This window comes from Sodalinema gerasimenkoae IPPAS B-353, assembly GCF_009846485.1.
In the GTDB taxonomy this organism is placed as follows: domain Bacteria; phylum Cyanobacteriota; class Cyanobacteriia; order Cyanobacteriales; family Geitlerinemataceae; genus Sodalinema; species Sodalinema gerasimenkoae.
This window is the reverse complement of sequence record NZ_ML776472.1, coordinates 289,456-302,533: the sequence shown is the minus strand read 5'-3', so window position 1 is coordinate 302,533 and position 13,078 is coordinate 289,456. Positions and strand designations below refer to the sequence as shown.

Annotated in this window: 12 protein-coding genes; 5 read left to right on the top strand and 7 right to left on the bottom strand. The window is 52.6% G+C overall.

From position 1 onward, the window contains the following. Window positions 1-67 precede the first annotated feature (67 nt). Both clpS and L855_RS01340 read left to right on the top strand, forming a co-directional pair. Window positions 68-349 (top strand): ATP-dependent Clp protease adapter ClpS, encoded by a 282-nt coding sequence (gene clpS, locus L855_RS01345; RefSeq protein WP_159783426.1) that lies wholly within the window; start codon window positions 68-70, stop codon window positions 347-349. Between the two features lie 100 nt (window positions 350-449). Continuing rightward, window positions 450-1,304: a type II CAAX endopeptidase family protein gene (locus L855_RS01340; protein WP_159783423.1), complete on the top strand. Its 855-nt coding sequence runs from the start codon at window positions 450-452 to the stop codon at window positions 1,302-1,304. A 26-nt stretch (window positions 1,305-1,330) separates the two neighbouring features. Here L855_RS01340 and L855_RS01335 read toward each other — a convergent pair whose 3' ends face one another. Next, window positions 1,331-2,968 (bottom strand): SpoIID/LytB domain-containing protein, encoded by a 1,638-nt coding sequence (locus tag L855_RS01335; RefSeq protein WP_159783421.1) that lies wholly within the window; start codon window positions 2,966-2,968, stop codon window positions 1,331-1,333. Window positions 2,969-3,050: 82 nt separating this feature from the next. On the opposite strand from L855_RS01335, the gene L855_RS01330 reads away from it, so the two are divergent. Continuing rightward, window positions 3,051-3,716, top strand: a complete 666-nt coding sequence (locus tag L855_RS01330; protein ID WP_159783419.1) for a hypothetical protein — start codon at window positions 3,051-3,053, stop codon at window positions 3,714-3,716. Here the strand turns inward: L855_RS01330 and L855_RS01325 are convergent. The 3 genes from L855_RS01325 to ntcA all read right to left on the bottom strand — a co-directional run bounded on the left by L855_RS01325 (window position 3,713) and on the right by ntcA (window position 6,184). Next, window positions 3,713-4,087 (bottom strand): hypothetical protein, encoded by a 375-nt coding sequence (locus L855_RS01325; RefSeq protein ID WP_159783418.1) that lies wholly within the window; start codon window positions 4,085-4,087, stop codon window positions 3,713-3,715. The genes L855_RS01330 and L855_RS01325 overlap by 4 nt on opposite strands. Window positions 4,088-4,242: 155 nt before the next feature. Next, window positions 4,243-5,343, bottom strand: a complete 1,101-nt coding sequence (locus tag L855_RS01320) for a DUF3084 domain-containing protein (protein ID WP_159783416.1) — start codon at window positions 5,341-5,343, stop codon at window positions 4,243-4,245. A gap of 163 nt (window positions 5,344-5,506) precedes the next feature. Beyond that, a complete protein-coding gene (gene ntcA, locus L855_RS01315) occupies window positions 5,507-6,184 on the bottom strand; it encodes a global nitrogen regulator NtcA (RefSeq protein ID WP_159783414.1) in 678 nt (225 codons plus the stop codon). Between the two features lie 292 nt (window positions 6,185-6,476). Here ntcA and fabI (L855_RS01310) point away from each other — a divergent pair, with 292 nt between their 5' ends. Then, window positions 6,477-7,253, top strand: a complete 777-nt coding sequence (fabI, locus tag L855_RS01310) for an enoyl-ACP reductase FabI (RefSeq protein WP_159783412.1) — start codon at window positions 6,477-6,479, stop codon at window positions 7,251-7,253. 1 nt (window position 7,254) lies between these two features. Here the strand turns inward: fabI (L855_RS01310) and L855_RS01305 are convergent, their stop codons facing one another. Further along, window positions 7,255-9,621: a PAS domain S-box protein gene (locus L855_RS01305; protein WP_159783410.1), complete on the bottom strand. Its 2,367-nt coding sequence runs from the start codon at window positions 9,619-9,621 to the stop codon at window positions 7,255-7,257. Window positions 9,622-9,895: 274 nt separating this feature from the next. Here L855_RS01305 and fabI (L855_RS01300) point away from each other — a divergent pair, with 274 nt between their 5' ends. Then, the gene (gene fabI, locus L855_RS01300; RefSeq protein ID WP_159783408.1) at window positions 9,896-10,672 is read left to right on the top strand and encodes an enoyl-ACP reductase FabI; all 777 of its coding nucleotides are present in this window, start codon (window positions 9,896-9,898) and stop codon (window positions 10,670-10,672) included. Window position 10,673: 1 nt separating this feature from the next. Here the strand turns inward: fabI (L855_RS01300) and L855_RS01295 are convergent, their stop codons facing one another. Next, window positions 10,674-12,962 carry a PAS domain S-box protein gene (locus tag L855_RS01295; protein ID WP_281349465.1) on the bottom strand — a complete coding sequence of 763 codons (2,289 nt, stop codon included), beginning with the start codon at window positions 12,960-12,962 and terminating at the stop codon, window positions 10,674-10,676. Further along, a complete protein-coding gene (locus tag L855_RS22645) occupies window positions 12,880-13,065 on the bottom strand; it encodes a PAS domain-containing protein (protein ID WP_425500594.1) in 186 nt (61 codons plus the stop codon). The genes L855_RS01295 and L855_RS22645 overlap by 83 nt, the downstream gene beginning before the upstream one ends. Window positions 13,066-13,078: the final 13 nt, after the last annotated feature.

Below are 13,078 nucleotides of genomic sequence, written 5' to 3'. Positions count from 1 at the left end.
GGAGTTGTCGTGAGAACGGCTATCCTAATCTTGTGTCTGTCAACTTTAGTGTATAAGGAGTCCTATCGTGTCTGTCGAAACTCTCGAAAAACGTTCAACAGTTCGTAAACATGCACCGCGTTATCGAGTGTTACTCCACAACGACGATTTCAATTCGATGGAGTATGTTGTACAGACGCTGGTGCAGACGGTTCCTGCGTTGACGCAACCCCAGGCCGTCAGCATTATGATGGAAGCTCACACCAATGGCAAAGCGTTGGTGATTACTTGTGCGCAAGAACATGCTGAGTTCTACTGTGAAACCCTACGGAATCATGGCTTAAGTAGCTCAGTTGAGCCTGATGATTAAAGAGACTCATGTCAGGGTGTTTTTTTAGCGTGATTCGTTCCAAATTGCAACCATTGGGAGAAAAATGCCTTTTTCAGGGCGGTAGTGGTGAGTGTTTTTGATGTTTCGCAAGTCTTGGGGCGATCGCCCTCTCCTGGGTCGTTTAAGTCGCTTTGTGGGGCTGCTGCTATTATTTTGGCTCCCCTTGGCGATTCCGATTTATAGCCTGATCGAGGATTCCAACACCGCCAGCATTCTGGGAACGGGAATCCTCTATGTGCAGTTTCTGGTTTTACTCAGGCTTTGGGGAAGGCGCGTGTATGGGGAATCCCGCGTGTTTTCATATTATGGGCTGGACTGGACGGCTCGTAATGGCTGGGAGTTCGTGGGGGGCCTACTGGGAGCGATCGCCGCCATTCTCGTCCTGTTTCTAGTTCAGGTGGGACTCGGTTGGCTAAACTGGCAGGGCCCCCAGGTTCCACTGGCCTCTCTGGTTGGGGAAGCGGTTGTGGTGGGGGTAGCGGTTGGCTTCGCTGAGGAGTTGCTATTCCGGGGCTGGTTTTGGGACGAGTTACGCCGTGATTACTCTCAATCTCAGGCGATCGCCCTCAATGGGGTGGTGTTTGCTCTGTTGCATTTCATCAAACCCCTACCGGAAATTTTACGGACGGCTCCCCAGTTTCTGGGGTTAGTCTTCTTGGGGGTCATTTTAGCTCAACTCAAACTCCGAGGTCGGGGACGTTTAGGCTATCCCATTGGCTTTCACGGGGGCTTGGTGGCGGCGTACTATGGGGTAAATGTGGGGGAACTCTGGCGTCCTGCTCAGGACATCCCCACTTGGATTACGGGCATTGATGGCAATCCCTTGGCTGGCCTCCTTGGCTTGCTTTTGTTGGTTGCTATTGTGATAGGCAGTAGGGGGAAGAAGAAGGCAAGAGGCAAAAGGCAAGAGGGGGGAGAAGGCAGTAGGCAGTAGGCAGTAGGGAAGAAGAAGGCAGTAGGTTAGCGGTCTTGGAAGAAGTCGGAAATCTCTGCTAGAGGCTGTAACTGAGTGCCGGGGTAGTAGAATTCGAGAATTTCAGCACTAGACCAGCCGAGATTGGCAAGATTGTAGGAGCCGGTTTGACTGAGACCCACACCATGGCCAAAGCCACCTCCCACAAAGGTATAGCCGTCTAAGACTTGCTCATCCTCGTCTTCGTCGTCTTCGTCGTACATTGGCTCAATATAGAAGAAGGTGCTAATGGGGGGATAAAAGGCATTGCGAATTTCATCATTGGGAATCTCAATGACCCCAGCATCGGTGGTGATGGTCATCTTCAGAACTCGTCCTGAGGGCGATCGCTCCACAATGGCCACCTCCTGCACCTCCTTGAAATTGATGGCCCGGTTGTTGCGGCGGTAGTAGCGTTTGAGAAATTCCGTCATCTCCTCTAGACTGGTGGATTCTCGCCAGCGAAAGGTGTTCCAGTCCGACTCATTGAACCCCTCCTGAAGGGTCATAAACTTACGGAAGTTCTCTTCGTAGTTCAGGGGATTGTTGGCTAAATCCCAGATGCTTGTCGGCGCATCGACGCGGGCCACTAAATAGGGACGGGATTCTCCTAACCAGACATCTTCAAAGGGGGAGGTAACGCCTCCGGTGGTTGAGGAATAGAGCGCGTCAATGGGTTCATTGTTGTAGGTTAAGACCAATCCCGACGTGGCGGCGATCGCCTGATCGGCCCGAGAGACTGTGTTATCTAACCCCCAATAGACTTGACAATGGGTATCGGCGCAGAGTTCATACTCATCAATGGCGAAGCGATGGAGATTCCGCAACGCATAGGTTCGGGCAATAATGGCCTGTGCTTCCACAGCCGCATAGGGAGCGTTGGGGCCAATTTCATGGGGAACCACCCCGCGCAAATAGGTCTCAATGGGAACCGTGTTGACCAGGGTATAACTCCCGTAGGCGTTGGGTTGTAACTGCATCTGGCCGCCATAGGTGCGTTGAACGCGATCGGTGGTGACTTGGATGGTTCCGGAACTGGCACTGACGCTAAGACGATCGCGATTGTAGCGAAAGCCATCGGCCTCCCATCCGGCTTGATAGCGGCGATCGCGCACCTGATTATTGAGATAGGCAATCTCAACTCCCTGACGTTCGAGGGTTTCGATTAATAGACGACGCAACAGGGGAGTTTGATAGACATCACGATGGGCCCAAACCTGCCAAATATCACTAGGTTGGGCAATTTCTACCTCAATTCCGCGATCGCGCCAGTCCCGGGCCTCCTGTTCGGCGTTTTCAAAACTGCGGTGCGTACTCAACACCACCCGTTCCTCCAACACCGGTTCCGAGAGAGGTTGAGTGACCAATTCCAGGGTTAAATCTTCGAGTTGCTGAGTTTGCGGCGTTCCATCTCCCCCCTCAAAGGTCACCGTCAGGGTTCCACCGCCACCATCGCGCAAGACCAGGCGATCGCTTGGCTGTTCTCCAAATCGCTGCACTACCCCAACATCAATGGTAAAGTCCGCCGCCAGAGTTGCCGCCGCACCGCTGAGCCAGACAAGACTTGTCAGCAAGACTCGGGTCAGTCCTTTTTGGGAAAACCTCTTAAGGGAAACCCGAAGCCGGGAAATGTGAGCACCAACCATGGTCAAAGCCTTCCGAATCTGCGAACAGGGCAATTCTTGATACGATAGCAAATCAAGAGACCCCCTGGGGACCCCTATATTGGTGCAACTACTCAATCATCTCGATACCCTCTTGATGTATCTCATCGTCAGTATTAGCCTTCTGGCAATTGTCCGTGAATGTCGCGCGCTCTATCGCGATTGTATCCATCACTGTCAAACCACGGCTGAGGGGATTCGACTGCTGCGATCGCACCCCCACCAGGTCATTGCCCTCGATCAGCTCCATCCATCTCAAATTCGTTGGCTTCTAGACCATTTAGACGGCTACTGTCCCCAAGATCATCCCACGCAGTTCCATCTCAACCGGCAACAGGAGCATATCGTCTGTCTCACCTATCCCAGTATTTTAATGGCCTCGGTTGCCCGCAGTCCCGTGGCCGCAGTCCCGACTCTCCTAACCACCTTGGCCTCGTTTGAAACCCTGAGCGGTCTCTATCGAGGCTTAGAAGGGGTGCGTCTTCAGGGAATGACCGGAGGCGATCGCCTGTTGGCGACGAGTACAGAACTGCTTGCAGGAGCCGAGGTGGCCAAGACTACCGCTCTCTGCGGATTCGCAAGCGCCAGCCTCCTGTGGATACTATTGGGCGTAGGGGAGCAGGTGCGAGTCTGGCGACGTCGTCATTTGCGATCGCAGTTTAGTCAACTCGCCATCTGGCGACCCCCAGCGCAGTTATTACAACGGCTAGTGCAACGATTTGTTGACTAATTATCAACAGTCAACTCAAATAAAACTTCCTCATTCTGAACAACTTTTAGATTGAGAAATAGAGGTCCAGCGGTATAGGTTGAATCTTGAGAGACCGCCTGAATTCTCACCTCTCCAGACTCTTCTAACAACCGTTCAACGAACTCGCGAAACTCAGGATTACGACCGCCAACCATCTGAATTTGAGCCGGGAGAATCCCCTGTCGTTCCCCCTGGAAGCGGGCCGCCTCCAACAGCCAATAGACCCGATCAAAGACCTCATTGAGATTCACATCTAAATCGACAACCACCTCCGCCACCACTTCATCGGCCTCAAAGACCAACTCATTGGGTAAAACCTCCAAAAAGCCTCGTACCAACGCCTCTCCCAAAAGATAATTCCGGGATGAGCGTACTATTGGGTAAAACCTCCAAAAAGCCTCGTACCAACGCCTCTCCCAAAAGATAATTCCGGGATGAGCGTACCCGAATCACATACTCTTGACCATCGGCTAACCGCTCAGCCAACTCACGCACCTGTTCCGACTCAACTCGTTCGAATCACATACTCTTGACCATCGGCTAACCGCTCAGCCAACTCACGCACCTGTTCCGACTCAACTCGTAACGTTGCTTCTTCGGTAGGTGCAGTTCCTGGACGGAGTACCTGAGTCGCCACGCGATTGGCTTCCTGAAGAATTTGTAAGATAACATCATCCACCTGCTCGGGATTCATGACGCGCACCCGCGCCGAGGTCAGAACTTGCTGTTGCAGAATTGCTAAGCGTCGTTCCCGTAATAAGAGAAAATCTTGGCCGATACGTTGTAACTCCTCTTGCAGACTGGTCTGTTGTCGACTCAGGCTTGCCAAGAGTTCTTCCCGTCGGGCCAACTCCAACTCCTGACGCAACAATTCCATCGCTTGCTGCGATCGCTCCTTCTCCTGACGGGCCAACTCTCCCTCTTGGGTGATGAGACGTTGGCGATTTCGTTCGAGTTCGCGATCGCGGGCCTCAAGTTGTCGGCGCGCCACGTCAGCGGCCGCTTGTAGTTGCTGTTGTTGCCGTTGAAGCTGGAAAATCCCCACTTCTAGGGATTCGCGCTGGGCCTCCGTCTCCTGTAACTGGGACTCAATACGACTAATTTGCTGTTCGGCCTGACGGCGTTCGGCTTCGGTATTTTCCAGTTGGGTTTCCGTTTGTCGCAATTGCTGCTGGGTTTGCACCTGTTCTTCGAGGGCCTCGGTTAAGTCTTGAGACACCCGTTCCAAGGAGCGATCGAGCGCATCTAAGCGTTCCTGAACCAACACCGCTCGATTGCGGGCCGCTTCGAGTTCCGCTTCCACCCGACTTTTTTCAGCCTGAGTGTTCTCAAAATCCTGGCGAGCGGAATAGAGATCCTGTTGAATTTCCTCAAGTTGAAATAACCCCGTCCGCAGTCGTTGATCCAACAGCAAGAGAATGGCCAAGGTCGACGCAGAAATGAAGCCACCGGTGACCACCGTAACCAGGGTGGCGGTTTTGCGAGGCCGTAAGTTAAACAGGCTCAGACGGGCCTTACCGACTTTCGTCCCAATTTGATCACCGACTGTGGCGATCGCGCAACCGAGAACCAGCATGGCCAAAATTAAAACATATCCAGTGGTCATGGTTCCTCCTGTGCGACTGGGAACCCTCGGGAGAGGGGATAAGACGTCACTCACCGCAAAACGGCGGCGATCGCCTTTGATAGCAGTGTGACACAGGGGCGATCGCCGCCGTCAGTCTCTGCGGCGGATGCTATTCTAACGGCTTTTCGTCGAAATCGGCCGGTTACGTGAACTGTTGACTCAGTGCCACAGGATTATGCACCGTAATCTTCTTTTTGTGAATCGAGATCATCTCTTCCTGGCGTAAATCGCCCAATAAACGGGTAACGGTGACCCGAGTTGAGCCGATCGCCTCGGCGATCGCCTGGTGAGATAACTTCAAATCAATGGTGATTCCGTCGGAACTCGGAAGGCCAAAGTCCCGACAGAGAATCAACAAAAAGCTCACCAAACGAGATCCCATATCTCGGTGAGCCAAAGTTTCGATCATCATCTCGGTTTGTAAAATCCGCGAGGATAACCCCTGTAACATCAAAATCGATAAATCGGGATCTTCCTTTAGAGCCTTTTCCACCTGTTCAATGGGAACCGAGAGCAATTCAACCGGTGTAAACGCTACAGCGTGGTAAAACCGATCTGAACGGTGTCCTGTAATCAGGGATAAGACCCCGAAGACACTATTCTCCCGCAACAGTGCCACCGTAATCTCCTCTCCTGCCTCATAGACGCGAGAGAGTTTGACCGCACCTTTAACCAAAAAATAAACGCGCTCAGCGGGATCGCCGGGAAAAAAGATGGTTTTTCCACGTTCATAGTTTTCAACAACCGGTGGAAATGCACCGCTACCGCTTCCCATCTGGTGAAATACAGCCGCCAGTGGTTTGTCCTGCATGGCTACCATCGTCCTCTCCCTATCACGTGCCTCAAAGTTGCCGTTACACAGCAGGCGCGATCGCCCACCCCTATTCTGCCATTGACCTAGCCTTATCGGGGGAGTTAGCGCCTGACAATAACCCTGTGAGACCACTTAAATGGAATTTTGAGCAAAGATTCGTCAAATTTGATACCCTATCAGACTTTAACCGCATGAGCTAGCGGCGGCCCCTAGGGAATGTTTCTCAACTCCCGAGGTGGTTCAGCGCCGATTCTGCCCGAAAATATGGTACAAAGCTGATTGTCACTCCGAATAAACTATGCTGGATCTTACTGGAAAAAAAGCCCTGGTCACGGGAATTGCCAACAACCGCTCCATTGCCTGGGGGATTGCTCAACAACTCCACCAAGCCGGGGCCGAACTGGCCATCACCTACCTCCCGGACGATCGCGGTCGTCAGGAGAAAAAAGTCCGCAGCCTCGTCGAACCCCTACAACCGACGCTAATTGAACCCTGTAACGTTCAAGATGAGGCGCAAACTCGCAGCTTATTCGAGACGATTCAGGAGAAATGGGGCAGCTTTGATATTCTAATTCACTGTCTGGCCTTCGCCGGCAAAGAGGAACTCAGCGGTGATTTTAGTAACGCCTCCCGAGACGGCTATCTGCGAGCCATTGAAATTAGTTCCTACTCTCTAGTTCAGATGGCGGGCCTGGCCAAGCCGCTGCTCAATGAGGGGGGAAGCCTGCTGACGATGACCTATCTCGGGGGTGTGCGCGTGGTCCCCAATTACAATGTCATGGGAATCGCCAAGGCGGCTTTAGAGATGAATGTGCGCTATCTAGCGGCTGAGTTTGGCCCCGCTCAACTGCGAGTCAACGCTGTTTCCGCTGGTCCCATCCGCACCCTGGCCTCCTCCGCTGTCGGCGGGATTCTAGATATGATTCATCATGTGGAGGAAACGGCCCCCCTACGACGCACGGTGACGCAAACGGAAGTGGGGAATACCGCCGCCTTCCTCTGTAGCGACTTGGCTAGCGGGATTACCGGCCAAGTGGTCTATGTGGATGCCGGTTACGAAATTATGGGAATGTAGCTCACGGTTGCCAGGGTAGTGTCAGGGAAATTTGCGTCCCGCCATCTGGGCGATTTTCGGCCCAGATGCGCCCTTGATGCTGTTCCACGATGCGGCGACAGATGGTCAGTCCTAAGCCAGTTCCCCCCTTCTCGCGGGAATCGGAGGCATCCACTTGATGGAAGGGGTCAAAGATGAGGTCGAGACAGTTGGGGGGAATGCCTCGACCGCGATCGCACACCCGGATACAAATCTCCTCGGACTCGGGCCAAGCCTCGACAACTAAGGTCACCACCTCACCGGGAGGAGAAAACTTTATAGCATTGCTTAGCAAATTTGTCAAGACCTGAATCAATAAATCGCCGTCCACCCAAAGCTGAAGTGCTTGTAGGCTCTCACTGAGAGGGGCAATGTCCAGGCGGATCTGATCGGGTTCGGCCATGGCTCGCATGGTTTCTAAACTCTGTTGCAGCAAATCCAGCAGACGATGGTGTTGGCAATGTAACTCCACCCGCCCCGATTCCAGGCGCTGGAAATCCAATAAATCGTCAATCAAGCGGCGTAGGCGATTGGTATTGCTTAAGGCAATCGAAACCAGATGTTGGGCTTTCTCAGACAGAGTCCCTAATTTACCACTGTTGAGGAGTCCCAGGGCCACCTGCATAGGGGTCAGGGGGGTTCTCAATTCATGACTGACCATTGAGAGAAACTCATTTTTAAGCTTTTCGATGGCCAGGCGATCGCTGATATCGTTAAAGGTCAACACAGCTCCGAGATGTTGTCCATTCAAGACAATCGGGGTACAGATATAATCAACGGGGAAGGTTCCCCCATCCAGGCGGCGAAACTGACCCTGGTGAATCGAGGGAGGGGTTCCCGCTGCCGCAGACAGTTGCAGTTCCGAGACCTGACTTTCCCAGACTTCTTGCCAAGAGGAGCTTCCCAGAGATTCCCGATTCTCCGGCAGCAACGGCTCAATAATCTCATGGATGGATAAGCCAATAATCTGAGCCACATGATCGCTTCCGAGCATTTTAGCCGCCGTGGGATTACAAAAGGCAATCTGTTGCCGTAAATTAATCTCACAAATTCCTTCCCCAGCCGCATTCAAAATTAACTCATAGCGGTGACGCAACCGTTCTAAGGCCGACTGATACTGTTTGCGGTCATGAATATCCGCCGCAGCACAGATAATATACTTGGGCTTCGTCCCCTCAAAGACCACTTGACCCGTCACCTGGGCCCAGCGCAGAGACCCATCTCGTCGCCGTTGCCGTTTCTCCTTACAATAGGTCTCCAGCTTGCCTAACTGCATATCTTGGAGCCTCTCTAAGGATTCGACCCAGTCATCGTGACCGAGGATATCCCCGATATTCATTTGTAACAGTTCCTCGGGTTCATAGCCCAACAGGGTACAGTAGCGATGATTGACCCGCAAAAAGTTGCCCTGAAAGTCCAATTGAGCCAAGCCAACCGCCGCCTGTTCAAAGGTGACTCGGAAGCGTTCTTCGCTATCTCGTAAGGCCTGTTCTACCCGACGGCGATCGCAGTAGTTGTAGATAATTTCTCCCACCACCCGCAACAACCGGGCCTCTTCATCGGACCAATCGCGAGGGGGTCCATGCAAAATACTGACCCCTAAACAGCCCCAGAGTTCTCGCTGACGGCTCCAAATGGGAACTTCTAGTAGGGACGTTTCCCCTGTCTGACGCAAGAGGGAACGTTCAGCATTCGCTTGCGGGGGTAACTCTTCTAAATGGCCGATCGCCACATCTTGATTGCGTTGCAGTTGCTCGAGCCACCAGGGCAGATCATCAATGACAATCCGTTGAGCCTGTTCAAAAAAGGACGGTGTTTGTTCATCGACCCATTCCGCCATCCAGCAACCCGTACGGCTGGACCAATCAAAGCGGTTGAGATAGACACGACTCCCCTTGATCGATCGCCCAATCAAGCCTAATAAACTATTCCAATCCACCGCATCATTGGTGGTGAGGCTACTGGAAAACCGAGCCAGGGCCGTTTCAAAGTTTAACTGTTGTTGTAGCCGCAACTCAGCCCGCTTGCGATCGCTGATATCCTGAACAATCGCCAGAAAACAGCCTCCCAACTCTCCCTGCTTGGGAAATGAGGAGAGATTCAACTGAACCCAGACCAAAGAGCCATCGGCCCGTTGATAACATTGCTCCCATTCCTGTTCCCGCAACACGGCCTCAGGTTCAAGGTTCTCAAATCGGAGTAGGGGCAACTGATGCCCTAAAATCTGGCTTAGGGTCTGATTTTGCTGACAAATCTGTCCCTGGGCATCCAAAATAGCCATCCCCACTGCCGCTTGCTCAAACATGGCCCGCAAGCGAGTTTCACTTTGTTGAACCTGGGTATAGTACATGCCTCAAAGTTGCCGTTACACAGCAGGCGCGATCGCCCACCCCTATTCTGCCATTGACCTAGCCTCATCGGGGGAGTTCGCGCCAAACCATGACCCCTTCAGACCACTTAAATTGAATTTTGAGCAAAAATTCGTCAAATTTGATACTCTTACGGGAGTTTAACGCCATGAGTTTTCAGCGGCCCACCTTGAAATTTTCTCGATTCCTGAGCCAGGTTAGCGCCAATTTTGCCCGAAAATATGGTACAAAGCTGATTGTCACTCCGAATAAACTATGCTGGATCTTACCGGAAAAAAAGCTCTTGTTACGGGAATTGCCAACAACCGCTCCATTGCCTGGGGGATTGCCCAACAACTCCACCAAGCCGGGGCCGAACTGGCCATCACCTATCTCCCGGACGATCGCGGTCGTCAGGAGAAGAAAGTCCGCAGCCTCGTCGAACCCCTACAACCGACGCTGATTGAACCCTGTAATGTTCAGGATGACGCGCAAACTCGCAGCTTATTTGAGACGATTAAGGAGAAATGGGGCAGCTTTGATATTCTGATTCACTGTCTGGCCTTCGCCGGGAAAGATGAACTCAGCGGGGATTTTAGTAACGCTTCCCGCGAAGGCTATCTGCGAGCGATTGAGATTAGTTCCTACTCCCTAGTCCAGATGGCAGGCCTAGCTAAACCGCTACTGAATGAGGGGGGAAGCCTGCTGACAATGACCTATCTCGGTGGCGTGCGCGTCGTCCCCAACTACAATGTCATGGGAATTGCCAAGGCGGCCTTAGAGATGAATGTGCGCTATCTCGCCGCTGAGTTTGGCCCGGCTCAACTGCGGGTTAACGCCGTCTCGGCTGGCCCCATCCGCACTCTGGCCTCCTCTGCTGTCGGGGGAATTCTCGATATGATTCATCACGTGGAGGAAACGGCCCCCCTACGGCGCACGGTGACCCAAACGGAAGTGGGGAATACCGCCGCTTTCCTCTGTAGTGATTTGGCCAGTGGCATTACGGGCCAAGTGGTTTATGTGGATGCCGGTTACGAAATTATGGGAATGTAGATTACCTTTGCCAGGGCAGTGTCAGGGAAATTTGCGTCCCGCCATCGGGGCGATTTTCGGCCCAAATGTGTCCTTGGTGCTGCTCGACAATGCGGCGGCAGATGGTTAGGCCTAAGCCGGTTCCTCCCTTCTGACGCGAATCTGAGGCATCCACTTGATGGAAGGGGTCAAAAATCAGTTCGAGACAGTTGACCGGAATGCCTCGACCGCGATCGCCAACCCGGATACAAATTTCCTCCGACTTAGGCCACGCTTCTACCGCTAACGTCACCACGCCACCAACCGGGGAGAATTTTATAGCATTACTCAGTAAATTTGTCAAGACCTGAATCAGTAAATCACCATCTACCCAAAGCTGAAGCTCTTCTAGGGTCTCACTGAGGGGAGCCAGTTCCAGGCAGATCTGATCGGGATCAGCCATGGCCCGCATGGTTTCCAGGCTCTGTTGCAGCAAATCTAGCAGACGATGCTGTTGGCAATTTAACTGCACCCGTCCCGATTCTAGACGTTGGAAGTCCAATAAATCATCAATCAAGCGGCGTAGGCGATTGGTATTACTTAAGGCGATCGAGACTAAATGCTGGGCTTTTTCGGATAGGGGCCCTAACTTGCCACTGTCGAGAAGTCCCAGGGCCACTTGCATGGGGGTCAGGGGAGTTCTTAACTCATGACTGACCATAGAGAGAAACTCATTTTTAAGCTTCTCGATCGCCAGGCGATCGCTGATATCGTTAAAGGTCAACACAGCTCCGAGATGTTGTCCATTCAAGACAATCGGGGTACAGATATAATCAACGGGGAAGGTTCCCCCATCCAGGCGGCGAAACTGACCCTGGTGAATCGAGGGAGGGGTTCCCGCTGCCGCAGACAGTTGCAGTTCCGAGACCTGACTTTCCCAGACTTCTTGCCAAGAGGAGCTTCCCAGAGATTCCCGATTCTCCGGCAGCAACGGCTCAATAATCTCATGGATGGATAAGCCAATAATCTGAGCCACATGATCGCTTCCGAGCATTTTAGCCGCCGTGGGATTACAAAAGGCAATCTGTTGCCGTAAATTAATCTCACAAATTCCTTCCCCAGCCGCATTCAAAATTAACTCATAGCGGTGACGCAACCGTTCTAAGGCCGACTGATACTGTTTGCGGTCATGAATATCCGCCGCAGCACAGATAATATACTTGGGCTTCGTCCCCTCAAAGACCACTTGACCCGTCACCTGGGCCCAGCGCAGAGACCCATCTCGTCGCCGTTGCCGTTTCTCCTTACAATAGGTCTCCAGCTTGCCTAACTGCATATCTTGGAGCCTCTCTAAGGATTCGACCCAGTCATCGTGACCGAGGATATCCCCGATATTCATTTGTAACAGTTCCTCGGGTTCATAGCCCAACAGGGTACAGTAGCGATGATTGACCCGCAAAAAGTTGCCCTGAAAGTCCAATTGAGCCAAGCCAACCGCCGCCTGTTCAAAGGTGACTCGGAAGCGTTCTTCGCTATCTCGTAAGGCCTGTTCTACCCGACGGCGATCGCAGTAGTTGTAGATAATTTCTCCCACCACCCGCAACAACCGGGCCTCTTCATCGGACCAATCGCGAGGGGGTCCATGCAAAATACTGACCCCTAAACAGCCCCAGAGTTCTCGCTGACGGCTCCAAATGGGAACTTCTAGTAGGGACGTTTCCCCTGTCTGACGCAAGAGGGAACGTTCAGCATTCGCTTGCGGGGGTAACTCTTCTAAATGGCCGATCGCCACATCTTGATTGCGTTGCAGTTGCTCGAGCCACCAGGGCAGATCATCAATGACAATCCGTTGAGCCTGTTCAAAAAAGGACGGTGTTTGTTCATCGACCCATTCCGCCATCCAGCAACCCGTACGGCTGGACCAATCAAAGCGGTTGAGATAGACACGACTCCCCTTGATCGATCGCCCAATCAAGCCTAATAAACTATTCCAATCCACCGCATCATTGGTGGTGAGGCTACTGGAAAACCGAGCCAGGGCCGTTTCAAAGTTTAACTGTTGTTGTAGCCGCAACTCAGCCCGCTTGCGATCGCTGATATCCTGAACAATCGCCAGAAAACAGCCTCCCAACTCTCCCTGCTTGGGAAATGAGGAGAGATTCAACTGAACCCAGACCAAAGAGCCATCGGCCCGTTGATAACATTGCTCCCATTCCTGTTCCCGCAACACGGCCTCAGGTTCAAGGTTCTCAAATCGGAGTAGGGGCAACTGATGCCCTAAAATCTGGCTTAGGGTCTGATTTTGCTGACAAATCTGTCCCTGGGCATCCAAAATTCAACTGATGCCCTAAAATCTGGCTTAGGGTCTGATTTTGCTGACAAATCTGTCCCTGGGCATCCAAAATGGCCATCCCCACTGCCGCTTGCTCAAACATGGCCCGCAAGCGA